The organism is Kaistia dalseonensis (genome assembly GCF_030814715.1).
In the GTDB taxonomy this organism is placed as follows: Bacteria; Pseudomonadota; Alphaproteobacteria; order Rhizobiales; family Kaistiaceae; genus Kaistia; species Kaistia dalseonensis.
Window position 1 is genome coordinate 89,981 of sequence record NZ_JAUSVO010000005.1, and the last position, 24,904, is coordinate 114,884.

General features: G+C 65.0%; 15 protein-coding genes, 1 tRNA gene and 1 riboswitch. Of the genes, 5 read left to right on the plus strand and 11 right to left on the minus strand.

The genetic code is table 11. From position 1 onward, the window contains the following. Positions 1 to 16 precede the first annotated feature (16 nt). Positions 17 to 7,159 carry an autotransporter outer membrane beta-barrel domain-containing protein gene (locus tag QO014_RS17560; RefSeq protein ID WP_266350042.1) on the plus strand — a complete coding sequence of 2,381 codons (7,143 nt, stop codon included), beginning with the start codon at positions 17 to 19 and terminating at the stop codon, positions 7,157 to 7,159. Between the two features lie 226 nt (positions 7,160 to 7,385). Here QO014_RS17560 and QO014_RS17565 read toward each other — a convergent pair whose 3' ends face one another. The 3 genes from QO014_RS17565 to QO014_RS17575 all read right to left on the minus strand — a co-directional run bounded on the left by QO014_RS17565 (position 7,386) and on the right by QO014_RS17575 (position 8,678). After that, complete coding sequence (locus tag QO014_RS17565; protein ID WP_266350043.1) at positions 7,386 to 7,712, minus strand: NIPSNAP family protein; 327 nt, start codon at positions 7,710 to 7,712, stop codon at positions 7,386 to 7,388. 368 nt (positions 7,713 to 8,080) lie between these two features. Continuing rightward, positions 8,081 to 8,155 (minus strand) — tRNA-Glu (locus QO014_RS17570). A gap of 130 nt (positions 8,156 to 8,285) precedes the next feature. Continuing rightward, positions 8,286 to 8,678, minus strand: coding sequence for a DUF6476 family protein (locus tag QO014_RS17575; protein WP_266350044.1), 393 nt, complete (start codon positions 8,676 to 8,678; stop codon positions 8,286 to 8,288). On the opposite strand from QO014_RS17575, the gene QO014_RS17580 reads away from it, so the two are divergent. The 3 genes from QO014_RS17580 (at position 8,677) to QO014_RS17590 (ending at position 12,675) form a co-directional block, all read left to right on the plus strand. Next, complete coding sequence (locus QO014_RS17580) at positions 8,677 to 9,687, plus strand: RluA family pseudouridine synthase (protein ID WP_266350045.1); 1,011 nt, start codon at positions 8,677 to 8,679, stop codon at positions 9,685 to 9,687. The genes QO014_RS17575 and QO014_RS17580 overlap by 2 nt on opposite strands. A gap of 122 nt (positions 9,688 to 9,809) precedes the next feature. Continuing rightward, positions 9,810 to 10,721, plus strand: a complete 912-nt coding sequence (rpoH, locus tag QO014_RS17585; RefSeq protein WP_266350046.1) for an RNA polymerase sigma factor RpoH — start codon at positions 9,810 to 9,812, stop codon at positions 10,719 to 10,721. Between the two features lie 169 nt (positions 10,722 to 10,890). Then, positions 10,891 to 12,675 (plus strand): tetratricopeptide repeat protein, encoded by a 1,785-nt coding sequence (locus tag QO014_RS17590; protein WP_266350047.1) that lies wholly within the window; start codon positions 10,891 to 10,893, stop codon positions 12,673 to 12,675. A 49-nt stretch (positions 12,676 to 12,724) separates the two neighbouring features. On the opposite strand, the gene QO014_RS17595 is transcribed toward QO014_RS17590, so the two are convergent. From QO014_RS17595 to QO014_RS17610, 4 genes are all read right to left on the minus strand, one after another. Continuing rightward, entirely contained in the window at positions 12,725 to 13,669 is a 945-nt protein-coding gene (locus tag QO014_RS17595; protein ID WP_266350048.1) for an ABC transporter substrate-binding protein, read from the minus strand. 14 nt (positions 13,670 to 13,683) lie between these two features. Next, a complete protein-coding gene (locus QO014_RS17600) occupies positions 13,684 to 14,439 on the minus strand; it encodes an ABC transporter permease (protein WP_370877176.1) in 756 nt (251 codons plus the stop codon). Positions 14,440 to 14,552: 113 nt separating this feature from the next. Then, positions 14,553 to 14,658, minus strand: a riboswitch (TPP riboswitch). A 97-nt stretch (positions 14,659 to 14,755) separates the two neighbouring features. Beyond that, on the minus strand, positions 14,756 to 16,789 hold the full coding sequence (locus tag QO014_RS17605; protein WP_266350049.1) for a hypothetical protein: 2,034 nt from the start codon (positions 16,787 to 16,789) through the stop codon (positions 14,756 to 14,758). A 48-nt stretch (positions 16,790 to 16,837) separates the two neighbouring features. Continuing rightward, the gene (locus QO014_RS17610) at positions 16,838 to 18,130 is read right to left on the minus strand and encodes an adenylosuccinate synthase (protein ID WP_266350050.1); all 1,293 of its coding nucleotides are present in this window, start codon (positions 18,128 to 18,130) and stop codon (positions 16,838 to 16,840) included. 259 nt (positions 18,131 to 18,389) lie between these two features. Between QO014_RS17610 and QO014_RS17615 the strand changes: the two genes are divergently transcribed. Then, the gene (locus QO014_RS17615; RefSeq protein ID WP_266350051.1) at positions 18,390 to 19,313 is read left to right on the plus strand and encodes a DMT family transporter; all 924 of its coding nucleotides are present in this window, start codon (positions 18,390 to 18,392) and stop codon (positions 19,311 to 19,313) included. 56 nt (positions 19,314 to 19,369) lie between these two features. Here the strand turns inward: QO014_RS17615 and serA are convergent, their stop codons facing one another. From serA to glmM, 4 genes are all read right to left on the minus strand, one after another. Then, positions 19,370 to 20,956 carry a phosphoglycerate dehydrogenase gene (serA, locus tag QO014_RS17620; protein ID WP_266350052.1) on the minus strand — a complete coding sequence of 529 codons (1,587 nt, stop codon included), beginning with the start codon at positions 20,954 to 20,956 and terminating at the stop codon, positions 19,370 to 19,372. 200 nt (positions 20,957 to 21,156) lie between these two features. Next, positions 21,157 to 22,332 carry a phosphoserine transaminase gene (locus QO014_RS17625; RefSeq protein WP_266350053.1) on the minus strand — a complete coding sequence of 392 codons (1,176 nt, stop codon included), beginning with the start codon at positions 22,330 to 22,332 and terminating at the stop codon, positions 21,157 to 21,159. A 157-nt stretch (positions 22,333 to 22,489) separates the two neighbouring features. Continuing rightward, the gene (locus tag QO014_RS17630; RefSeq protein WP_266350054.1) at positions 22,490 to 23,230 is read right to left on the minus strand and encodes an outer membrane protein; all 741 of its coding nucleotides are present in this window, start codon (positions 23,228 to 23,230) and stop codon (positions 22,490 to 22,492) included. A 287-nt stretch (positions 23,231 to 23,517) separates the two neighbouring features. Further along, entirely contained in the window at positions 23,518 to 24,864 is a 1,347-nt protein-coding gene (gene glmM / locus QO014_RS17635) for a phosphoglucosamine mutase (RefSeq protein WP_266350055.1), read from the minus strand. Positions 24,865 to 24,904 lie beyond the last annotated feature (40 nt).

The following is a 24,904-nucleotide window of genomic DNA, read 5'->3' on the forward strand; positions in this document are numbered from 1 at the left end:
CGATCACGCGATCAAGGTGAAAGGCACCGGAGCTAACGGCATCGAGGCCAAGAGCTCCGGCACGGGCGCGATCGATATCAACAATGTCGGCGACATTCGCTCTCGGAACGGCAAGGGCATCTATGCCGAGACCGGCGGCCGCATCTCGCTCGTCAATATCGGCGACGTCACTGCGGCCGATGACGCGATCCGCCTGCACGGGACCAAGAGCGGCTCCATCACGATCGGCCAGTTCGGCGATGTCACCTCCACCGGCGGCGTCGGCATCAATGCCGATACAAATGGCGGTATCTCGGCAGTCGTCGTCGGCGACGTCAACGCCAAATCGGACGGCATCGGCCTCGTCAGCCATGAAAGCGGGAATGTCTCGCTCCTGCAGAGCGGCGACATCACCTCCGCCGACGCCCATGCAATCTATATCTGGGGCCAGGGCAACCTCACCGACATCAGCCGGGGCGATGTGGTCGCCGATCTGAACGCCATCCAGCTCGAGAGCCATGGATCGGGCGACGTCTCGGTCAACCATACGGGCGACATCACCTCGCTGTCGGCGAATGGCGTCTATGCCGCCTCCTCCGGCGGCGCCGGCCCGAACGGCGATGTCTCCGTCACCGTGAAGGGCGATATCGTCGCCGCGCAGACGGGCATCTACGCGACCTCCAGCGATGGCAGCCTCGTCTCGGTCTCGCATACCGGCGACATCAAGGCTCAGGGTGGCCAGGGCATCTTCGCCATCGCGTCGAATGGCGCCGTATCGGTCACCAATGATGGCTCGATCCGCTCCAGCGATACCGGCATCTATGCCGAAAGCACATCCACCAGCAGCGTGACCGTCGACCAGACGGGCAAGATCCTCTCGACGGGCGGCATGGGCATCTACGCCCATTCCTCCAACGGCACGGTGAACGTCGTCAGCACAGGCGACATCGCGGCCTTCGATACGGGCGTCTATGCGCTGGCCGAGAGCAGCAGCGCGACGGTCAACCAGACCGGCACGATCATTTCGGCAACCGGCAATGGCATCTACGCCTTCGCGCCTGATGGCGCGGCAAGCGTGACGGGCTCCGGCACGATCATCTCGCGGCAGACGGGCGTCTACGTCTCCAGCACCGGCGACTACACGCCCGCCACCGTCGACCGGTCCGGCGACATCTATTCGCTGGACGGCAGCGGCATTGTCGCTTTGACCTCGCGCGGCACGGTCAGCGTCACCAATGACGGCAAGATCGTTGCGGCCGGCGACGGCATCTATGCCGAGAACACCTCCGACCGCTCGGTGACGATCGACCAGTCTGGCGCGATCTATGCCGCCGGCTATGGCATCCACGCCTATTCGACCAACGGCACCGTCAGTGTTCTCGGAACCGGCGACATCGTGTCGGGGAATACCGGCGTCTACGCACTCGCCGACGGCGCCGCCACCTCGGTCAACCAGACCGGAGACATCGTCTCGCTCGGCGGCTATGGCATCTATGCCAGCTCGCCGTTCAACACGGTGACCGTCACCGGCTCCGGCGATCTTGCCGCGAAAGAAACCGCGCTCTATGCCGCCAGCGATGGCACGGCGACGGTCAATCGGTCGGGCAACATCTATTCGCAGACCGGCAGCGGCATCGTCGCGACGTCCGCTGTCGGCGCAGTCGGCGTCACCAATGATGGCTGGATCATCGCGGCCAAGGACGGCATCTTCGCCGAGAACACCTCGGCTCAAGCGGTCAGCGTCGACCAGTCCGGCACGATCGTCGCCGGGGGTTATGGCATCTATGCCCATTCGCCGAGCGGCACGGTCAGCGTGACCAGCACCGGCAATGTCCTGTCGAACGACACGGCTGTCTACGCGCTCGCTGAAAGCAAGGCGGTCACCGTCAACCAGACGGGCGATCTCGCCTCGCTCAACGGCTATGGCATCTACGCCAGCACGCCGGCCAGCACCGTCACGATCACCGGCTCCGGCAACATCGCAGCCAAGGAAACCGCGCTCTACGCCACCAGCAGTGGCGCCGCCTCGGTCGATCGCTCGGGCAACATCTATTCGCAGACCGGCAGCGGCATCGTCGCGACGTCGTCCGCAGGGGCGGTCGACGTCACCAATGATGGCTGGATCCTCGCGGCCAAGGACGGCATCTTCGCCGAAAACACCTCGGCTCAAGCGGTCAGCGTCGACCAGTCCGGCACGATCGTCGCCGGGGGTTATGGCATCTATGCTCATTCGCCGAGCGGCACGGTCAGCGTGACCGGCACCGGCAATGTCCTGTCGAACGACACGGCCGTCTACGCCCTCGCCAACAGCAAGGCGGTCACGGTCAACCAGACCGGCGATCTCGCCTCGCTCAACAGCTATGGCATCTACGCCAGTGCGCCCGCCAGCACGGTCAACATCACCGGCTCCGGCAACATCGCGGCCAAGGACACGGCGCTTTATGCCACCAGCAACGGCACAGCGACGGTCGATCGCTCGGGCGACATCTATTCGCAGACCGGCAGCGGCATCGTCGCGACGTCGTCCGCAGGGGCGGTCAACGTCACCAATGATGGCTGGATCCTCGCGGCCAAGGACGGCATCTTCGCCGAGAACACCTCGGCTCAGGCGGTCAGCGTCGACCAGTCCGGCACGATCGTCGCGGGCGGCTACGGCATCTATGCCCATTCGCCGAGCGGCACGGTCGACGTAACCCGCACCGGCAATGTCCTGTCGAAGGACACCGCCGTCTACGCGCTCGCCAACAGCAAGGCGGTCACCGTCAACCAGACCGGCGATCTCGACTCGGTCGAGGGCTATGGCATCTATGCCAGCGCGCCCGCCAGCACGGTCAACATCACCGGCTCCGGCAACATCGCGGCCAACAAGACCGGCGTCTATGCGGCCAGCATGGGCAACGCCACGGTCGATCACTCCGGCAATATCTACTCGCAGACGGACAGTGGCATCGTCGCCGCGACTTCTCTCGGCGCCGTCAGCGTCACCAATGACGGCTGGATCTTCGCGGCGAAGAACGGCATCGACGCCTCAAATATTTCTTCGAGCGCCGTCACCGTCGATCAGTCCGGCACGATCTTCGCCGGCGGCAAGGGCATCTATGCCCGTTCGGCCAACGGCGTCGTGAGCGTTCTCGGCACCGGCAATGTCGCGGCACTCGACAATGCCGTCGAGGTCATCAGCAATGGCGCGGGGGTCTCCGTCAATCAGACCGGCGACCTGCTCTCGATCAACGGCAACGGCATCAACGCCACGGCACCCGCCGGCACGGTCGACATCACCGGCTCCGGCTCGATCGCATCCAAGGAAGCCGGCATCTACGCCAACAGCACCGGCGCCAACACGGCGGTGACGATCAATCGCAGCGGCGACATCCTGTCGTGGGGAAGCAGCGGTATCATCGCCACCGCTTCGCTCGGCGCTGTCAGCGTGACCAATCAAGGCACGATCGCCGCGCTCAAAGACGGCATCTATGCGAAGAACGGCTCTTCGAGCGCCGTGACGGTCGATCAGTCCGGCACGATCTACGCCGAGACCGGCTATGGCATCTACGCGCAATCGCCGGGTGGCATTGTCAGCGTGACCAGCACCGGCGACATCGAATCGCAGGATACTGGCGTCTATGCGCTGGCTGAGGGCGCTGCAGCCTCGGTCAACCAGACCGGCAACATCATCTCCCATGCCGGCTATGGCATCCGCGTCTCCGCGCCGTCGGGCGCGGCAAGCGTCACTGGCTCTGGCTCCATCGCCTCGATGGATACCGGCATCTCCGTTTCCACCACCGGCGCCGGTGCGGCCGCGGCGGTGAACCGCTCCGGCGACATCTATTCGCAGACCGGCAGCGGCATCGTCGCGACATCGGCACTGGGCGCCGTCAGCGTCACCAATGTCGGTGCCATCGACGCGTTCGAGGACGGCATCCGCGCGACGAACTCCTCCTCGAGTGCGGTCACGGTGAACCAGACCGGCACGATCGAGGCCGGCGGCTACGGCATCTACGCCTATTCGTCGAATGGCACGGTCGACGTCGTCAGCACAGGTGACGTTACGGCAGAGGCCACGGCCGTCTATGCGCTCGCCCCTGGCGCCGCCGCCTCCGTCAACCAGACGGGAGACCTTCTCTCGCTGGGCGGCAACGGCATCTTTGCGAGCTCGCCCGCGAGCGCAGTGACGGTGACGGGCTCCGGCTCGATCTCCTCGTTCGGTGACGCCGTCATCGCCTCCAGCACGGGAGCTGGCGCGGCAGTCACGGTCGATCGCTTCGGCGATATCAACACCTGGGGCGGCAGCGCCATCGTCGCGACGTCGGCGCTGGGCTCGGTCAGCGTCATCAATACGGGCCGCGTGACGGCCGATCAGGACGGCATCAAGGCCACGACCTCCGGCACCGGCACGGGCGTGACGATCGTCCAGACGGGCGACATGTTCGCCTGGAACGGCACGGCGCTCAGCGGTTCGGCCATTGACGGGGCCGTCAGCATCACCTCGGTCGGCGCCGTCGAAGGTGCCTCCGGCATCTATGCCCACAATGTCGGCTCGGGAGCCGTCACCGTGTCGCAGACGGGTGCGCTGACCGCCGATTCCGGAACCGGTATCGACGCCTATTCGCCGAACGGCGCCGTCACCGTCACCGCCGATGGCGGTGTCACCGCCAAGCTCGACGCGATCGATGCCAGCAACAAGAGCGGTGCGGCCGTCGGCGTCTACACCACGGGCAACATCACATCCTATGATGGCGCGGGCATTGCAGCATCCTCGACCAGCGGCAACGTCACGGTCACGACCAATGGCACGGTGCTGACCAAGCTCACCGCCATCACCGCGACCAGCAGCGAGGGTGGCGCCGTCAGCGTCACCCAGCAGGGCGGGTCCGTCACCTCCTATTCGGGGTCCGGCATCGTCGCATCGTCCTCGACGGGCAGTGTCGCGGTATCGAGCCTCGGTACCATCACCGCGCAACTCGACGGCATCAGCGCCGGCAATCTCGGCGGTGAGGCCGTGACGGTCAGCCACAGCAATGGCGACCTCAGCGCCTATTCCGGAACTGGTATCGCGGCCTCCTCGATCGGCGGCGGCGTGACGGTCGCCAATAGCGGCGCCATCACGGCCTATATCGACGGTATCGACGCCAAGAATCTGAGCGACACGAACGCCGTTTCGGTCACCCAGGCCGGCAACATCACCGCGACGACCGGCACGGGCATCAGTGCCTCCGCCATCCGCGCAGGCGTGACCGTCACCAATAATGGCGCGATCACCGCCGCAAACGACGGTATCGTCGCCGGCAATCAGAGCGACGACCAGGCGGTCACGGTCAGCCAGACCGGCAACATCACGGCCGCGAGCGGCGACGCAATCCGCGCGACCTCCTCGCAGGCTGCCGTGGGTGTCACCACGAACGGCAACCTTTCCGGCGCCGTGAACGGCATTCATGTCGGCGGCTACGGCAATCTGAATGTCGCGATCAACAGCGGCACCGTGCAGGGCGGCGCATCGGGAGCCGGCGTGACGTTCGACATCGGCGCCACCAACACGCTCGTCAATAACGGCACGGTGCAGAATAGCGCCGGCATCAACGCCCTCGCCGTCCAGGCGAACAATGTCGACAATATCTACACCACGACGGCGATCACCAATTACGGCACGATCACCGGCAATATCGACCTGACCAATTCGAACAACGCCTTCAACAACCAGAGCGGCGCACTGTTCAACATGGGCAATTCGGTCGATATCGGCTCGACCGGGACGCTCACCAACAGCGGCACGGTCTCAGTCGGCGGTGCGGGCGCGATCACGACGACGGCCTTCACCGGCTCGTTCGTCAACACGGCCGCCGGCGTGCTGAAGATCGACCTCGACATGGCCAACGGCACGTCGGACGTGATCAATGCCAGCGGCTCGGCCAGCCTCGGCGGCACGCTCGGCGTCAATATGGAGACCTTCAAGGGCGGCCCGCAGCGCTACACCTTCCTGACGACCGGCGACGGTGTCTCCGACAAGAGCCTCGCCTATTACAACCCCGTGGTGCTCAGCTATATCGACTATGGCGCGAGCTCCGACTCGGCCACGCTCGTCATCGACGGCTTCAACTTCGCGCCTGCGGGCGTGACCGGGAACGGCATTGCGATCGGCAATTATCTGTCGCGCAGCGTCAACACCAACAGCGCGCTCTATTCGATCGCGCTCAATCTGGTCAATATGAACTCGCTCACGGCGGTCAATGCCGCGGTGAACCAGATGTCGCCGAACATCTATCTCTCCAACGAGCAGGCGGCGGCGCTCGGGATTTCCGATTTCTCGGACAATCTCATGAGCTGTCGTGTCGAGGACGGCGCCTATTTCTTCGGCGCCGAAGGTCAGTGCGGTTGGGTGCGCGGCGACTATCGCAACCTGAAGCAGACTGCCTCGTCGGGCAGCGTCGGCTATGACAGTGATACGTGGAATTTCGCTGGCGGCGCGCAATTCGCCGTTGCGCCGGAATGGCGCGTCGGCTTCGCCGCAGGCGGCACGTCGGGCAATATCCGCGACAACCAGAACGGCTACAGCTCGGTCAACGCCTTCAATACCGGCCTGGTCGTCAAATACGTCCCCGGCCCGCTCCTGCTCGCCGCTTCGCTCTCGGGAAGCTATGGCTGGTACGACGCCAACCGCTCGGTCGCCTTCGGCAACATCGCCAACTATCTGAGCGGCAGCTCGGATCTCGGCGTTGTCGATGCGCGCCTGCGCGCCGCCTACACGCTGCAGAATGGGGATTTCTATGCAAAGCCCCAGATCGATCTGGACGCGGTCTACACCCGCCAGGGATCCTTCTCCGAAACCGGCGGCATCACGGCGGTCAGCGTCGACGGCTCCGGCCAGACCGTCTACAGCGCGACGCCTGCCCTCGAGGTCGGTGGCCAGACCACGCTGCCGAACGGCTTCCTGCTGCGTCCCTATGTTCGTGGCGGCGTAACGGTCTACTCGACCGACGAGCTGAAGCTCATCGGCACGTTCGCAGCCGATACGATCACCGATCCGTTCACCGTCAGCACCGCCCTCGACCAGGTGCTGTGGAAGGTGGGCGCCGGCGCCGACATGATCGCCGGCAACGGCATCACGGTGCGGCTGAACTATCAGGGTGCCTTCGGCTCGACGACGACTGCCCAGACCCTCGGTGCCAAGTTCAGCATCGACTTCTGATCAAGCCGTTCCACGACTGACCATGACGCCCGGTCCGATCACTCGGACCGGGCGTTGTCATTTCAGCCAATGCCCAAGGGAAGGCTTGCTGGCGGCAGCGCGGAGGACAATCCGGTAACAGGGTACAAGACCGGTGCGGATGCCCCCTGCAGCCGATCATCAACCGTTCAGTGGCCCATTCCCTGCCTGCTCCAGCTCGACGCGCGAGCACGCTTCGGCAGCCGGATTACTTGACCGAGGAAAACGCGGTCGGCTGGAGGAAGGAGCTGGCCACATTGGCGACGATGGGCCCGTCCTTTTCGCTCTCGGCCCGGGCCTTGATCCATTCCGGGTCGGCCATGAACGCACCCCACTTCGTTTCGCGCTCGGCCATGGACTCCCAGGCGATCATATAGGTCAGGTCGTTGTTCGACGGGCCGACAAGTGTCGTCCAGAAGCCGGCCTGACGGATACCGTGCTTCTCCCACAGCGCGAGCGTCGCGTTCTGGAAGCGGTTCAACAGGTTCGGCATCCGGCCGGGGAGCGTGGTGTAGATGCGCAGTTCATAGATCATTGGCTTTCCTCGTCTGCCAGTCGCAGCCGGCAACAGCCCTCTCGCCAGTCGCCAGCATCGGCAGTCTTATCAAACCGATCAGGAACGGTCATGGCTCGCCAACCGAAATTGCAATCGCCCACGCCCAGGGCGCTCAACGGCGATCAAGATCGCGCGCGCCGCTCAAGTGGCGGCGAGGAAACCGCGGCTGAGCGCGAGAGGCACAGAAGCCGGAATGCTCTCAATGTGGGCTCGATAATCGCGAGGAGGACGCCGGCGGCAACGCCGCATGGACCAGACGCAGAGGAGGGTGTCCGACGCAGGTCCGCAGGACTTAGGCATCCACTGGACGCCAACGCTGCCATTCGTCATGAGACTGTTGATTGTTTTGGCGCGCCCACGGGGAATCGAACCCCGGTTTTCGCCGTGAGAGGGCGACGTCCTGACCGCTAGACGATGGGCGCAACGAGCTCGCTTTGATGCGAACGAGGCGGATATAGCCGCTCGGCTTGCGCTTGGCAAGCCGGGATCATCGCTTGGTGCCGAAGAAATCACAGCTATCGAAAAGCGCCGGGATCGGCCTTTCCAGAAGCGCTATTGCTGGCCGAGCGCGATGCGGCGAACGATCTTGCCGGAGGTGAGATCGACGACCAGAATGCGGGTGGAACCGCCCATATCGACGGTCACGGCCAGCAGCGTGCCGTCGAGCGCGGAGGAAATCACACGCGCGCCGGCGGGAATCGCCCCGGGAATGACCATCTCTGCCGCCATGGGCTGCAGTGCGGGCTTGTCTCCGCCATGCCCAACGCGATAGATGACGGCGGCGAGTACGGCGACGAGGCCGATCAGCAGCGTCGCGCTCGAGACCAGGATCAGCCGTTTCAGCCTTTGGCGGATGCGCTCGACCGCAGGGTCGAGCGGGGCATCATTCTCGTCGTCCGGCCCGCCGGGCGCATTGGAATAAGCTTGGGAAGAAACGCGGACCATGGATGAATTTCCGGATGACGGCGAGGAAATCGTCGACCTCGTGGTCGAACCGGAGGCGGCCGGCCGTCGCCTCGACGCCTATCTCGCAGGCGCGATCGCTGAGCTGAGCCGCAGCCGCCTGAAGGTGTTGATCGAAGCCGGCCATGTGACTGTCGGCGGCGCGACCATAGTTGAGGCCAAAAAGGCGGTCAATTCGGGTGACGTGATCCGCGTGTCGGTTCCCCCGGCGGAACCGGCCGAGCCGGATGGCGAGCCAATACCGCTCGACGTGGTCTATGAAGACGAGGACCTCCTCGTCATCGACAAGCCCGCCGGCCTCGTGGTGCATCCCGCGGCCGGCAATTGGACCGGCACGCTGGTGAATGCGCTGATCGCCCATTGCGGCGACAGCCTCTCCGGCATTGGCGGCGTCAAGCGGCCGGGCATCGTACATCGCCTCGACAAGGACACGACCGGGCTGATGGTCGTCGCCAAGAACGACCGCGCGCACAAGCGCCTCGCGGCGCAGTTCGCCGACCATGGTCGGACGGGTCCGCTCGAGCGCGGCTACCAGGCGGTTGTCTGGGGCGTTCCGTCCCTGCCCTACGGGCTCGTCGATGCCCCGATCGGCCGCTCCCCGACGAGCCGGCTCAAAATGGCGATCGTGAAGACCGGGGGCAAGGAAGCGATCACGCATTATACCGTCGAGGAACGCTTCGGCGATGCGGCTGCCCCGATCGCCAGTCTTCTCGACCTGCGCCTCGAGACCGGCCGCACGCACCAGATCCGCGTCCATATGGCGGCGCTCGGCCAGCCACTGATCGGCGACAAGGACTATGGCAAGGGCTTCCTGACCAAGGCGGCGCGCCTGCCGGAACCCGCCCGCACGATCGCCAGCAATTTCCGACGCCAGGCCCTTCACGCATGGCTGCTCGGCTTCGAGCATCCGCGTACCGGCGAAACCATGCGCTTCGAATCCGAACTGCCGGATGATCTGGCCGAACTGGTGGATGCCCTCAAGGCGATGTGAAGGCCCCCTTAAAGAGGGGTCCTGTTTTTAGTGGAATTCGTGCCTATATATGCTCATGCGGGCCGCTACGGCCGCGTTCGGCGCTGGCTTTTCAGGAGCGCCGGCAAGAAGGAGGGGCACATATGGCTGCCAGGGCAAGTCTTCCCGTCATTGCGTCAGGCGAAGCGGGTCTATCGCGCTATCTCGAAGAGATCCGGCGCTTTCCCATGCTCGCGCCCGACGAAGAATATATGCTCGCCAAGGCCTATAAGGAACATGACGACCGCAGCGCGGCGCACAAGCTGGTCACCAGCCATCTGCGTCTCGTGGCGAAGATCGCCATGGGCTATCGTGGCTATGGCCTGCCGATCGGCGAAGTGATCTCGGAAGGTAATGTCGGCCTGATGCAGGCCGTCAAGCGTTTCGAGCCCGAAAAGGGCTTCCGCCTCGCCACCTACGCCATGTGGTGGATCAAGGCGTCGATACAAGAGTACATCCTGCGTTCGTGGAGCCTCGTGAAGATGGGCACCACGGCGAACCAGAAGCGCCTGTTCTTCAATCTGCGCAAGATGAAGAGCCAGATCCAGGCGCTCGACGAGGGTGATCTCAAGCCGGATCAGGTCGAGCAGATCGCGACCAAGCTCGGTGTGACCACCGAGGACGTCATCTCGATGAACCGCCGTCTTGGTGGCGACGCGTCGTTGAATGCGCCGCTTCGTGCCGACGCGGAAGGCGGCGAGTGGCAGGATTGGCTCGTCGACGACAGCGACAATCAGGAGACGATCCTCGCCAACCAGGAGGAAGCCGACACGCGGCGCCAGCTCCTGCGCGACGCGATGGGCGTTCTGAACGATCGCGAACGTCGGATCTTCGAGGCGCGTCGCCTGGCCGAGGACCCGATCACGCTGGAAGAGCTGTCGGCCGAGTTCGGCGTCAGCCGCGAGCGTGTTCGCCAGATCGAGGTCCGCGCGTTCGAAAAGGTGCAGAAGGCCGTGCGCCGCGGGGCGCGCGACCTCGAGCGCAATCATGACGAGGACGAGTTGGCCGACGCCTGAGGGCGTCAGCGGCACGATAGCGATCAATTGGGCGTGAGGTGACACCGACGGCAGCCTGCCGGCGGCTTTTGGCGTCTGGGCTTCACTTGTCGTACGCCAAGAACTGATGCATTGTCGCGGCTTCCAAAATCGAGGTCCGGCAATGTTGCGTCCGCGTCGACGATTGACGGTGATCGCCGCACTGGATGTTGTCGGCTATTCCGAGTTGATCCGCGCGGATGAACTCGGAACGCTGCGCGAGATCAGGCTCGTCTACAAGACAATCGTGCGGCCAACGCTTGCCAAATACGGCGCGCACATCATCAAGACCATGGGCGATGGCGGCCTCGTCGAGTTTCCGAGCGTTCTGGACGCGGTCGAGTGGACCATGGGCTTCCAGACGACGATGGCCGAGCGCAACGCCAATTCCAGCCGTCCGCCGATCGAAGTCCGCGCCGCCATCGTGCTGGCCGATGTCATCCTGAGCGAGGACGATCGCTTCGGCGTCGCGCTCGGTTTCGCGATGCGCCTGCAGACGGCAGCACCACCCGGCGGCATTGCGATCACCCATTCCGTTCGCTGGCAATTGCTGGGCGAGCCGGCTTCGGCCTTCAAGCCGGTCGGCTTCCTGATGCTGCGGAGCGTCCCTTATCCCGTCGAAGCCTGGTTCTGGGCCCCGCCGGGCAAGACGCTGCCCGATGCTCAGCCGACGCAGAACCAGATGCTGACGCCGGGCGTCCTCGCCCTGCCCGGCCTCGCCGCGGAGAAGCAGCCCGACCAGAGGCCGCTCGTGGTTGTGCTGCCCTTCGAGGATCTGTCACACGGGAAGGACTGCGAGACCTTCGCCGATGGCGCCGTCGAAGAGACGACGGCGACGCTGGCGCGGCTGCGCGACATCCGCGTGATCGCGCGCAATTCAGCCTTTCTCTACAAGGGCAAGCCGACGGATGTGCGCGCGCTGAAGCGCGATCTCGGCGTGCGCTACGTCATCGAAGGTAGTGTCAGGCGGGGCGGCGACACGTTGCGCGTCACGGCGCAGCTGATCGACGCCGAGACGGGTGCGCATCTCTGGTCGGGCCGTGTCGATGGTTCCATCCAGGACCAGTTCACCCTGCAGGACAATGTCGCGACCCAGATCGCCGGCGCGCTGCACCCCGCCATCCGTACCGCGGAAATCGAGCGATCCCGGCGCAAGGAGGCCGATGCAGTCCGCGCGCACGATCTGGTGCTGCGCGCCATGCCCCATTTCTGGGCGCATCGGCGCAGCGAAAACGAGATCGCGCTCAAATTGCTCGACGAGGCCCTGGCGAGCGATCCGCGCTCGGGCACCGCGCTCGGCCTCAAGGCCTGGAGCCTCAGCCAGCAGGTAACCTATCTCTGGTCGGACGATATCGAGCGCGACAAGAAGGTGGCGCTGGCACTGGCGGAAAAGGCAGCCGAGACATCGGAGCCGGATCCGCTCGTCTATACGATGATCGGCGCGACCTTCTCGATCCTCAACGCAGACCAGTCGCGCGCCCGGGTCTTCATCGAGCGGGCGCTGTCGCTCGATTCGACCTTTGCCTGGGCCTGGACGCGCATGGGCTATGTCCATGCCTATTCGGGCGAGCCGGAACGCGGCATCGAATGCCTGAACAAGGCGATCTCGCTCAGCCCCGGCGATCCGGTGCAGTTCAACGCCTTTGCCGGCATGGCGACCTGCCATTTCATGCTCGGAAGCTATCGCGACGCCACGCAATGGGCGCGCAAGGCGCTGGACGAGCGGCCGGGCATGATCTGGGCCAACCGGCTGCTGGCCACTTCGGCCGCGCTCTGCGGCGATCTCGCCCAGGCGCGCAAGGCTGTCGAGCGCCTGCTGCTCGACATTCCCGGCATGACGCTCGCCGATGTCCGCGCGGCCGTCCACAATCTGACCGGCAAGGACTTCGACCGCTATCTCGAGGGCCTTCGCCTCGCCGGCCTGCCGGAAGGGTAGCAGCGCGCGGCCAGAATGGCCGGCCGCGCACTCTGGCCGTCGCGTCGACCTAGCGTGGCGTGATGGCGTAGCTGTCCACCGCCGGAACCGTATCGAGCAGGCCACCATCCTTGAGGAACTGCGCGAAACGGTCATAGCGGCCAGGATCCAGCGCCGCCGGCCGCTTGGCGAAGCGCGGCAGCGTGTCGGCGAAGGCCTGCCGATTCAGCTTGTCATCGAGATCGGGGTAGGCCTTCAGGAACATCGCCAGCGCCTCGTCGGGATGGTTGGTCAGGAAGATCGTGGCGTCTTCGATCGCGGTGATGAAACGGGCCATGCGTGGATCGGTGCGGAGTTCGTTGCGCGTCGCGAAGATCAACTCGTCATAGGGCGGCACGCCGTGTTCTTCGGGGAAGAAGGCAACGCCCGGCTTGCCCTCGATCGCAAGCTGGGTCAGCTCGAAATTGCGATAGCCATCGATGACCGCATCGACCTGTCCGGACATCAGCGAGGTCGACAGGTTGAAATTGACGTTGATCATCTCGACGTCCTTGGTCGTCAGACCGGCGGAGCCGAGAATGGCGTCGATATAGACCTGCTGCAGGCTGGCGACGGAATAGCCGATCTTCTTGCCCTTGAGATCGGCGAGCGTCTTGATCGGACCATCCTTCAACACAATCAGGCAGTTGAGCGGCGTTTCGATCAGCGTGCCGATGCGGGTCAGAGGCAGGCCCTCTTTCACCTGGAGCATCAGGTCCGGCTGGTAGGTGACGGCGATATCGGCCTGACCGGCGGCGACGAGACGCGGCGGAGCACTCGCGTCGGCCGGCGCGATCAGCTCGACATCGAGGCCCTGGCGCTCGAAGAAGCCGCCCTCCTTGGCGACGACCAGCGGCGCATGGTCCGGGTTGACGAACCAGTCGAGCAGCACCGTCATCTTGTCGGCCGCAGCCGCCGGCGTGACGAAGAGTGCGGCCGCGAGAAGCGCCGAGGCGGCACTGAGCAGTGGTTTCATGGTTCTGCGTCCTTTCAGGTCGATCGTTGGAGGTTTTCGGGCGCCCAGGGCGCGATGTGGCGGGTGGCGATCTCGACGGCCGCACGCAGGATGACGGCCATGACGGCGAGCAGCGCGAGGGCTGCGAAGACGACATCGGTCTGGGCGCGGCCATTGGCCATCAGCATCGCGTAGCCGAGGCCCGACGAGGCGCCGACCCACTCGCCGATCAGCGCGCCAACCGGCGCATAGACGGCCGCGACCCGGAGGCCGGAGGCCAGCGCCGGCAGGGCGTTGGGCACGCGCAGGAACACGACCTCCTGCCAATGGCGCGCGCGATAGAGCCGCCCGAGATCGAGCAGGCCTTCATCAGTGCGCGAGAGGCCGTCATGGAAGGCGGAGGCGACGGGGAAAAAGATGGCGATCGTCGCCATGACGATCTTCGACCCGATGCCGAAGCCGAACCACAGCACCAGAAGCGGTGCGATCGCAAAGACGGGGAAGGCCTGCGTAAGGATCAGCAGCGGCATCAGCAGGCGGCGGATCGCCGGCACGAACACCATCAGCAGCGCGAGCAGGCAGCCGGCGATCGAACCGGTGACGAGCCCGAGGATCGTCTCGGTCAGCGTGACGACGGCATCGCGCGACCAGAGCTCGGGCCGGCTCACCAATGCGTTCCAGACCTTGGCCGGCGGCGGCAGCATGAAAGGGGGCGGCGCGAAGACGAAGATCACGGCCTGCCAGAGCGCGATGACGAACAGCGCGATCAGCAGCACGCGCAATGCGGCCATGAGCAGGCTTCGATTGCGCCGCAAACGCATGGCCATGGCAGTTTCGCCTCTCCGAATACGGACGAGGCCATACGAGCGAGCGACTTGAGCGAGCTATGGAGTCCAGAAATCTGGCATGAGCACCTTCCCGTCCCTTCGCCGGCATGACCCGGATCAGGTTCGAAGGGTTCGGCCCTGGGCCATCTCAGCTCGCGTACGCGAACACCCCTCGGAATGCGTCAAGAATGGCGGATGGCATCGAAGGACGCAAGGGGCGTCTGATGCCAATCCGGAATGCCCCTCCCCCGCCCGGCGGGAGAAGGTGGAAATGGAGCGCTCAGTTACCCCAGGCGGCGAGCGCCTGCTGGAAGGCCTGTTGGCCCGGGGCGCCCTTCTCAAGCGTCAGGATCGCACGCTGGTCGTTATTGTAGACGAGCGGGATATCGATCCAGTTCCGCTCGCGCATCAACGCGATATTCTGCGCCATGGCGCTGGCATCATTGGCGAAGGCGATCCAGAAGAAGCCGTCCGCAACCTTCGCGGCGGCGCCGTCGAGCGGCTGTCCGCGCGCTTCCTCGGTCGGCTTCATCACGAAGGCCGGCACTGACTTGACGCCGCCACCGCCGGGGAAATTGCTCGGCGTATCGACGATGATCTCGACGAGATGGCTCGCCGGCAACGCCGAATCCGTGTTCTTGCGGATGTTGAGCGTGACCTTCATGTCGCGCTGCGGCACCTGAACGATCGCCTGGACTTCAGGCCCGTTCGAGCTGTTGGCATTGAACGACCAGACGACACTCGCCGGCAGCGCGGAAACGTTGGTCCCGCCATCCGTCGGCTGCTCGTAGAGGATCGCCTTCTGCGCCACAATGCCATCAATCGACGCCGGCTGGCCGGCCGCGGCCGGCGCAGACGATGCCGCGGCAGCTGGAGCGGCCGCATCGGTCGGGGCAGGACTCGGTGCGGGTGCGGCGGCCGGAGCATTCTGCGCGATGTCGGGCTGGACGACGCCGCTCAGCGGGTCGCCTTCAGCGCCATCCGGCGACGGACCCGGATCGACCGTGCGCACCGATTTCGGCGCGATTTCGGGCGCAGGATCGCCGCCGAGCCGGTCGCCATTCTTGCTGGCGGCGGCGCTGGCGTTATTGGCCTGTTCCTCGCTGAGTGCCGGCTTGGCGGTGTCCGTCTTGTCGACCGATGAGATCAGATCGCCGATCACATCCTTGACCAGCACACGCTGCGACCACGCCAAGGCGGCAATGCCGCCCAGCATCAGGCCGATCAGGATCAACAGGATCAGCGTTGGCCAACGCGAGGTGCGCGGCCGCTCGCCGAATCGATCCTCTTCGGGCGGCATGGGCGGCGGGCGACGCGGCGCGCGGTTCTCGGCCGGCTGCGGGCGCTGACGGCCACGGCCACGCGGCTCCTCGACAAAGGGATTGTCGAGCGGCCGGGCGACCGGGCGCTGATCCGGCCCCCAATCGGGGTCGGCGCTGAAATCGGGCTCCGGATCGGCGCCAATGTCGAAATTGGGCTCCGGCGGATAGGTCGGCGACGGCGCGAAAGAGGGCTCGCGGCGACCGGCGGCTGGCGCGGGCGCTGCCTTCTTGCCGCGCGACGGCGGCGCATCCTCCGGCGCGACCTGCGGCGCCCAACCGCCGGCGGCGCGCGGCTGCGGCCTCAGCGGTGGCGGCGGCGCCGGCTGCGGCGGCGTCACATCGACAAATTCCGGCTCCGCGTCGAGCGGCTCATAGGCCGGCTCGTCGTGGAAATGCTCGAACTCCGGCTCCGGCTCTACCGGATAGTCCGGCTCGTCGAAATGTTCGACAGGTGGAGGTGGCGGCGGAGGAGGAGGCGCCTGGCGCACGGGAGCCTGCGGCGCGGCGCGGGTCAGCGAAGGCTGCGCCGGCTGGCGAGCAGGAGGCATTGGCGGGGCCGCCGGACGCGTGGGGGTTGTCCGCGGCGCGACCGCTTGCCGCACGGGTGGCGGAGGAGGTGGAGGCGGCGGCGCAACCAGTTCCTCGAATTCCGACTCTGGATCCTCTTCGAAAACCAGTTCGGGCTCGGGTTCAGGCTCGGGTTCCGGCTCCGGAGAGGGCTCAGGCGCCGGCGGCTGAAGCAGCGCTTCAGCGACCGCCGCTGTCGCGCGGGCACGCGACATGGTCGTGGCCTCACGCTCCACCTTGCGGATCGCTTCCTCGAGCTCGAGGCGCTGGCGCGAAATCTCGGACGTCGTCAGGGGCGGATCGATCGACTTCAACTGACCGATGAGAGCGTTGCGCGCCTTGTCATAGACAGCACGCCGCACCTCGCCGGCCTCGCCTTCGAGCCCCCCAACCGCCTTCTTCAGAACCGCATAATAGTCGGTCATCGTCCCATTCTGCTAACTGGCATGTCCAGACCGGCGCCTTCAACGGGCTCAGTCTTGAAATGGATCCTGCACCAAAATCGTGTCGTCGCGTTCCGGACTGGTCGACAGTAGCGCAACCGGCGCGCCGATCAATTCCTCGACATGGCGAACATATTTGACGGCCTGAGCCGGCAGATCGTTCCAACGCCGGGCGCCGGCTGTCGAGTCCTTCCAGCCTTCGAGCGTTTCGTAGATCGGCTCGACCCGTGCCTGCGCGGCCTGTGCGGCCGGCAGATAGTCGATCTCGCGCCCATCAAGCCTATATCCAACGCAAATCTTGATTTCTTCAAGGCCGTCAAGCACGTCGAGCTTGGTGAGCGCGATGCCGGTGATGCCGGAGGTGCGCACCGTCTGGCGCACCAGCACGGCGTCGAACCAGCCGCAACGGCGCTTGCGCCCCGTCACCGTGCCGAATTCATGGCCGCGCGTGCCGAGGAAATCGCCGATCTCGCCGACCTGCTCGGTCGGAAACGGGCCTTCGCCGACGCGTGTCGTATAGGCCTTGGTGATGCCGAGCACATAGCCGACGGCGCCCGGACCAACGCCCGATCCGGTCGCGGCCTGGCCGGCGACGGTGTTGGACGACGTCACGAAGGGATAGGTGCCATGGTCGATATCAAGCAGCGCGCCCTGCGCGCCCTCGAACAGGATGCGCTTGCCGGCGCGGCGCTGCTCGTCGAGCAGCCGCCAGACCGAATCCATGAAGGGCAGCACCTTGTCGGCGATCGAGGCGAGTTCCTCATAGAGGGTCTCGGCGAGGATCTCCTCCTGCCCGAGGCCGCGGCGCAGCGCATTGTGGTGCGCGAGCAGCCGCTCGATCTTGTCGCGGAGCGCCGGGAGATCGGCGAGGTCCATGACGCGGATGGCGCGACGGCCGACCTTGTCCTCATAGGCCGGGCCGATGCCGCGCTTGGTGGTTCCAATCCGCGTGCCGGAATTCGAATTCTCGCGGAAGGTATCGAGTTCGCGGTGGAGCGAGAGAATCAGCGCCGCATTCTCGGCAATGCGCAGGTTCTCGGGCGAGACGGCGACGCCCTGCGCGGCAAGACGGCCGATTTCGGCCACGAGCGCATGCGGGTCGACCACGACGCCATTGCCGATCACGCCCAGCTTGCCCGGGCGCACGACGCCCGACGGCAGCAGGCTCAGCTTATAGCTCACGCCGTCGATGACGAGCGTATGGCCGGCATTGTGTCCGCCCTGGAAGCGGACCACGATGTCGGCTCGCTCGGAAAGCCAGTCGACAATCTTGCCCTTGCCTTCGTCGCCCCATTGCGATCCGACGACGACCACATTCGCCATTGATACAGCCCTTCTCGACACCTTAACGATACCGCGCCGCCTAAAAGCGCGCGGCAGGCTCCACCCGGCTCGTCCCGGGCGAAGCGCGCGGACTATATAGACAGAGTCTGCGCCGCGCGACCCCCGGAAACTGCTTCTTTCCGCCGGAATCGCGCGATCGTCTCCCAGGATGCTGGTCAGCACGTGCAGCGCAAACAGCCTGACGGTTTCGCCACGCGCCGAGTTGGCCTATGCAAGCTGCACGATCATTGAGGCCAACATGCCAATCCTGCAACGGGCGTTCGCCTGGTTCTTCAACCGACCCTATCTGCTGCTCGCGCTGACATTCCTGTTCTGGGCCATCAATCTGGTGCTCGGGCGCTTCATCGCCGGCCAGATCCCGCCAGTCGCGCTGGCGCAGATCCGCTGGATCGGCGCCTCGGCGATCATCCTGCCGCTCGCATGGCCGCATCTGAAGCGCGACTGGCCAGCGATTCGCGGCAGTCTGCCCGTGATGCTGCTGCTCGCCGCCTCCGGAATCGCCGCCTATAACACCCTCGCCTATTACGGGCTGCAATATACCGAGGCGATCAACGGCCTCCTGATGCAGTCGATCGCGCCACTGGTCATCGGCGTCTGGTCGCTGATCCTGTTTCGCGACCGCATGACACCGAATCAGATCCTGGGCGTCATGCTGTCGCTCTTGGGCGTCGTGCTGATCATCTGCCGTGGCGATCCGCTCGTGATCCTGCACCTGAAGCTCAATATCGGCGACGTCATCATGCTCGTCGCGATCAGCTGCTACGGCTTCTATTCGGCGCTGCTGAAGAAGCGGCCGAAGGTGCACTATCTCTCGATGCTCGGCTTCACGATTCCCGCCGGCGCGCTGATGATCGTGCCGTTCTTTCTCCTGGAAATGTCGGGCGGGCGCTTCATCCAGCCGACACCGCTGACCTTCGCCGTGGTCGGCTATGTCGTCTTCATCCCCTCGGTCCTCGCCTACATGTTCTTCAACCGCGGCGTCGAGCTGATCGGCCCCAATCGCGCCGGTCCGTTCTTCCACCTGCTGCCGGTGTTCGGCTCGGCGATCGCGATCATTTTCCTCGGCGAGCACCCGCGCTGGTATCACGGCGTCGGCTACGCGCTGATCCTCGGCGGAATCGGCCTGGCACAATTGCGGTTCGGACGGGCCCGTCGCGCCTGAAACAAAAAGGGCGACGGTTGCCCGCCGCCCTTCGGATTGATTGCGTCCAGACGCGTTCAGAAGTTCAGGCGCTTCGCCTGCACCACGCCTTCGAGCGCGCTGACGCGGTCGATCACGCTGTCCGAGATCGCCTCGTCGACTTCGATCAGCGCGATCGCGTCCTCACCGGCAGCCTTGCGGCCGAGATTGAAGGTCGCGATGTTGAGACCTTCCGTCCCGAGCAGGCTCGCGAAGCGGCCGATGAAGCCCGGCTTGTCCTTATTGGTGACATAGAGCATGTGGGGGCCGAGCTCGGCCTCCATGTTGATGCCCTTGATCTGGATGATGCGCGGCTTGGCGTCGGCGAAGACCGTGCCGGCGACCGAACGCTCCTGCTTGTCGGTGACGATCGTCAGGCGGATATAGTTCTCATAGGCGCCCTGCTGCTCGCGGCGGACTTCTTCCACCGCGATGCCGCGTTCCCTGGCGATCGCAGGCGCCGAGACCATGTTGATGGTCTGGAGCTGCGGCCGCAGCACGGCGGCGAGCGCCGCGGCGGTCAGCGCCCGAACATTCATGCCGGCGACATCGCCCTCATATTCGAGCTTGATCGCCTTGATGCCGGTCTCGGTGAGCTGGCCGGCGAAGGAGCCGAGCTGTTCGGCGAGCTTGACGAACGGCGTCAGGCGCGGGGCTTCCTCGGCGGTGATGGAGGGCATGTTGAGGGCGTTGGATACCGCGCCCTTGACCAGATAGTCGGCCATCTGTTCGGCAACCTGCAGCGCGACATTCTCCTGCGCTTCCGTCGTGGAAGCGCCGAGATGCGGCGTCGCGATGAAGTTCGGCAGGCCGAACAGGATGTTCGACGTCGCCGGCTCCTCGACGAAGACGTCGAAGCCTGCACCCGCCACCTTGCCGGATTTCAGCGCCTCCGCCAGGTCTTCCTCGACGACCAGACCGCCGCGGGCGCAATTGATGATGCGCACGCCGTCCTTCATCGTCGCGATCGCCTTGGCGTCGATGATGCCGCGCGTCTTGTCGATCAGCGGCGTGTGGAGGGTGATGAAGTCGGACCGGCGGAACAGCGCGTCGAGCTCGACCTTTTCCACGCCGAGATCGAGCGCGCGCTCATCGGAGAGGAAGGGATCGAAGGCGATGACGCGCATCTTGAGGCCGACGGCGCGGTCAGCGACGATCGAGCCGATATTGCCGCAGCCGATGATGCCGAGCGTCTTGCCCGTCACTTCGACGCCCATGAAGCGGTTCTTCTCCCACTTGCCGGCCTGGGTCGAGGCATTGGCTTCCGGGATCTGGCGGGCGAGCGCGAAGATCATCGCAATGGCGTGTTCCGCCGTCGTGATGGAATTGCCGAAGGGCGTATTCATCACGATGATGCCCTTCGCCGTCGCGGCCGGGATGTCGACATTGTCGACGCCGATGCCGGCGCGGCCGATGACGCGGAGGTTCTTGGCGGCGGCGATGACCTTCTCGGTCACCTTGGTGTTGGAGCGGATCGCGAGGCCATCATAATTGCCGATGATCTCGAGGAGCTTCTCCTTGTCCTTGCCGAGATCCGGCTGATAGTCGACCTCGACGCCACGATCCTTGAAGATCTGGACGGCGGTCTTGGAGAGCTTGTCGGAAATGAGAACGCGGGGTGCCATTGGACTTGGTTCCTTGGGCCTGCGCCGCCCTCTCGCAAAGGCCGTCATCCCGGGCGAAGCGCAGCGGAGACCCGGGATCCATTCAGCCGAAGCCTGTTCATGGATGGGTCCCCGCTTTCGCGGGGATGACGCCGAAGGGAGAGAGCCGGCGCTTGAATTGATATCGGGAAAGGGCCGGGCGCGCCGCCCGGCCGAAAGGCTTACGCCGCCTGCTTCAGGGCAGCCTTCTGCGTCGCAAAGGCCCAATCGAGCCATTCGGTCACGATTTCGAGGTCGGACGCCTCGATGGTCGCGCCGGCCCAGATGCGAAGGCCAGCCGGCGCATCGCGATAGGAACCGATGTCATAGGCAACACCGGCCTTGTCGAGCGCCGACGAAATCGCCTTGGCAAAGGCCGCCTGGCCGTCCACGTCGAGCTTCTTGACGGCCGGGTCGGTGATGATCAGGCAGACCGAGGTGTTCGAGCGGGTCTTCTCGGAAACGGGAAGGAAATCGATCCAGTCCGTCTTCTCGACCCAGTCGGCGATGACCTTCAGATTGGCATCGGCGCGGGCCGCGAGGCCCTTGTAGCCGCCGAGCGACTTCGCCCAGCCGAGCGCGTCGAGATAATCTTCCACCGCCATCATGGACGGCGTGTTTATCGTCTCGCCGACGAAGATGCCTTCGATCAGCTTGCCGCCCTTGGTCATGCGGAAGATCTTCGGCAGCGGCCAGGCCGGCTTGTAGGTCTCGAGCCGTTCGACGGCGCGGGGGCTCAGGATCAGCATGCCATGGGCGCCCTCGCCGCCGAGAACCTTCTGCCAGGAGAAGGTCACGACATCGAGCTTGTCCCAGGCGAGATCCTGCGCGAAGGCGGCCGAGGTCGCGTCGCAGATCGTCAGGCCCTTGCGGTCGGCATCGATCCACTCGCCATCCGGCACGCGGACACCCGAGGTGGTGCCGTTCCAGGTGAAGACGACGTCGCGGTCGAAATCGACCTGGTTCAGATCGGGGAGCTTACCGTAATCGGCGGTGAAGGTGCGGACATCGGCGAGCTTCAGCTGCTTGACGACATCGGTAACCCAGCCCTCGCCGAAGCTTTCCCAGGCCAGCATGTCGACGCCGCGGGCGCCGAGCATCGACCAGAGCACCATCTCGACCGCGCCAGTATCGGAGGCCGGCACGATGCCGATGTGGTAATCCGCCGGCACGCCGAGCACTTCGCGCGTCAGGTCGATGGCCTTCTGGAGTTTCTGCTTGCCGATCTTGGCCCGGTGGGATCGGCCGAGAGCCGCATCCTTGAGCGCTTCGAAGGTCCATCCCGGACGCTTGGCGCAGGGGCCGGAAGAATAATTGACGTTAACCGGCCGACGGCCAGGAGTCGCGATCTCTGCCATTGATCTATCCTCTCAGATAGCAGCCCCTCGTTGGGGAGGGGTGTCCCGCCGATGCGTCTACGCTCGGGTCTGCGGGAAGTCAACGACAGTCGGATCACGAAAACGAAAACTGCGCCGTGTTGCCACGGCGCAGCTGAAATCGGGCCTTTTCGCGCGATCAGTAGAACTTGTAGCGCAGGCCGACGCGGAACTCGTTGGCCGAAATATTGTCATAGTTGATCGTGCCGCCGCCACCGGCGGGAACGTAACCCGATACGGCGTCGCCAAGGTTCAAATAGCGGTAGTTGAAGTCGATCGAGGTATTGCGCGTCACGGCATAGGACGCGCCGGCCATCAGCGCCCAGGCGAAGTTCCACTGGCCATCGCCGTTCCAGGTGCCCGTCACGCCGTTGGGATTGGCGTAGGATATATTGCTCGTCTGGACATAGGCCGCGCCGATGCCACCACCGATATAGGGCGTGAAGCCGCCCCAGGAACCGATATCGATATAGGCATTGGCCAGCACGGTCCAGGCGTCGATATCGGCGGTCTCGACCGTATGCCCGACGCCGCCGCAGCCACCGCAATAGCCCTCGCCATAGGCGCCGGCCTTGAACTCATAATCAGCCGTCAGGTCGGCGCGGAAGTAATCCGTGAACTGGTAGCCGACGCCGAGGCCGATAACGCCCGTATCGTTGAGGCTCGTATTGTTCCAGGGGTCGGTATAGGTCGAGGTGACGAAGCTGATATCGGGGCTATTGTAGATCTTGTAGCCGATATCGCCGCGCAGGTACCAGCCGCCCGTGGCGACCGGAACCGGGGGAACATAGGGCGGCTCGATCAGATCGGCTGCAGCAGCCTGCCCGATCAGGGCTGCCGTCATCCCGGCCGTGAGGATGATTCGGTTAAAGGTGGACATGGCAATCTCCTGGCCGATCAATGCATCCGCTCGCCCCCGCAAGCAGCTTGGAGCCATTGATAAGGCTGAAGATTTAAGAGTGGATTAACTACAGTTCTTAACCACGACGCGGCATTCCGCCTGCCGCGCAGCGGTTCAGACGCGACCCGGCCTCGTCATTCGCGACCCGGTTCACAGTGGGAACGAGGCTTTGCCACCCCCCTGCCCGTCCGATGGACAGGAGAGCCCTCGCCTTGACGGTCCGACCGGACGCGATGACGCGACCGGCCTTGCACCCAGCCTCGGTGCTATGCGGCGACCTGCTTCAGCGCGCCGACAATGTCGTTGACGACGGATTCGACCACATGCTGGTCGTCGCCTTCCGCCATGACGCGGATCAGCGGTTCGGTGCCGGAGGGCCGGATCACGATGCGGCCGCAACCGAGAAGCCGCGCCTCGCCATCGGCGATCGCAGCCTGGACACTCGGGCTTTCAAGCGGCTTGCCGCCGGCAAAGCGGACATTCTTCAACAACTGCGGCACCGGCTCGAAGCGGCGGCAGACCTCGCTCACCGTCTTGCCGGTCTTGCGCACGACAGCAAGGATCTGCAGCGCCGAGACGAGCCCGTCGCCTGTGGTGGAGAAATCCGACAGGATCAGATGACCGGACTGCTCACCGCCGACATTGTAACCGTGCTGGCGCATATGCTCGACGACATAGCGGTCGCCGACCTTGGTGCGGGCCAGCGACAGGCCGATCGAGCCGAGATAGCGCTCGAGGCCGAGATTCGACATGATGGTCGCCACGATGCCCGGCTGCGACAGCCGGCCGTCCTCGGCCCAGGAGGCCGCGACCACGGCCATCAGCTGGTCGCCATCGACGACATCGCCATGCTCGTCGACGATGATGACGCGGTCGGCATCGCCATCGAGCGCGATGCCGATATCGGCGCGCACCTCGTGCACCTTCTTGCGCAGCGCGTCCGGCGCGGTCGATCCGACATCGGCATTGATGTTGAAGCCGTCCGGCTCGGCGCCAATGGTAATGACCTCGGCACCGAGCTCCCAAAGCGCGTCCGGCGCGACCTTGTAGGCGGCGCCATTGGCGCAATCGATGACGACGCGCAGGCCCGTCAGGTCGAAGGCCTTCGGCATGGTGCGCTTGGCGAATTCGATATAGCGGTCGCGCATGCCATCGATACGGCGCGCACGGCCGAGATCGGGCGAGGCGGCAAGCCGGTCGGAGAGATCCTCCTCGATCAGCGCTTCGATCTTGGCTTCGGTTTCATCCGAGAGCTTGTAGCCGTCGGGACCGAACAGCTTGATGCCGTTATCTTCATAGGGGTTGTGCGAGGCGGAGATCATGACGCCGAGATCGGCGCGGAGCGAGCGCGTCAGCATGGCGACGGCCGGCGTCGGCATCGGGCCGAGCAGGAAGACGTCGACACCCGCCGCCGTGAAACCCGCCGTAAGCGCCGGCTCGATCATGTAGCCCGACAGGCGCGTATCCTTGCCGATCACGACGCGGTGGCGATGGCCGCCATTCCTGAAGGCGATGCCGGCGGCAATGCCGACCTGAAGCGCCATTTGGGGGGTGATCGGAAAGGCGTTGGCCTTGCCGCGAATACCATCCGTGCCGAAGAACTTGCGTGCCATGCGTCGATCCCACTCTTTCCGTCGCGCGGCGACTCATAAA

What these genes read in the sequence shown, in the direction of transcription:
- QO014_RS17625 (WP_266350053.1), bottom strand. Translation starts at nt 22,332, where the DNA reads ATGGCAGAGATCGCGACTCCTGGCCGTCGGCCGGTTAACGTCAATTAT.
- QO014_RS17565 (WP_266350043.1), bottom strand. Translation starts at nt 7,712, where the DNA reads ATGATCTATGAACTGCGCATCTACACCACGCTCCCCGGCCGGATGCCG.
- QO014_RS17605 (WP_266350049.1), bottom strand. Translation starts at nt 16,789, where the DNA reads ATGACCGACTATTATGCGGTTCTGAAGAAGGCGGTTGGGGGGCTCGAA.
- QO014_RS17595 (WP_266350048.1), bottom strand. Translation starts at nt 13,669, where the DNA reads ATGAAACCACTGCTCAGTGCCGCCTCGGCGCTTCTCGCGGCCGCACTC.
- QO014_RS17580 (WP_266350045.1), top strand. Translation starts at nt 8,677, where the DNA reads ATGGATGAATTTCCGGATGACGGCGAGGAAATCGTCGACCTCGTGGTC.
- rpoH (WP_266350046.1), top strand. Translation starts at nt 9,810, where the DNA reads ATGGCTGCCAGGGCAAGTCTTCCCGTCATTGCGTCAGGCGAAGCGGGT.
- QO014_RS17630 (WP_266350054.1), bottom strand. Translation starts at nt 23,230, where the DNA reads ATGTCCACCTTTAACCGAATCATCCTCACGGCCGGGATGACGGCAGCC.
- glmM (WP_266350055.1), bottom strand. Translation starts at nt 24,864, where the DNA reads ATGGCACGCAAGTTCTTCGGCACGGATGGTATTCGCGGCAAGGCCAAC.
- QO014_RS17615 (WP_266350051.1), top strand. Translation starts at nt 18,390, where the DNA reads ATGCCAATCCTGCAACGGGCGTTCGCCTGGTTCTTCAACCGACCCTAT.
- QO014_RS17610 (WP_266350050.1), bottom strand. Translation starts at nt 18,130, where the DNA reads ATGGCGAATGTGGTCGTCGTCGGATCGCAATGGGGCGACGAAGGCAAG.
- QO014_RS17600 (WP_370877176.1), bottom strand. Translation starts at nt 14,439, where the DNA reads ATGGCCGCATTGCGCGTGCTGCTGATCGCGCTGTTCGTCATCGCGCTC.
- QO014_RS17575 (WP_266350044.1), bottom strand. Translation starts at nt 8,678, where the DNA reads ATGGTCCGCGTTTCTTCCCAAGCTTATTCCAATGCGCCCGGCGGGCCG.
- serA (WP_266350052.1), bottom strand. Translation starts at nt 20,956, where the DNA reads ATGGCACCCCGCGTTCTCATTTCCGACAAGCTCTCCAAGACCGCCGTC.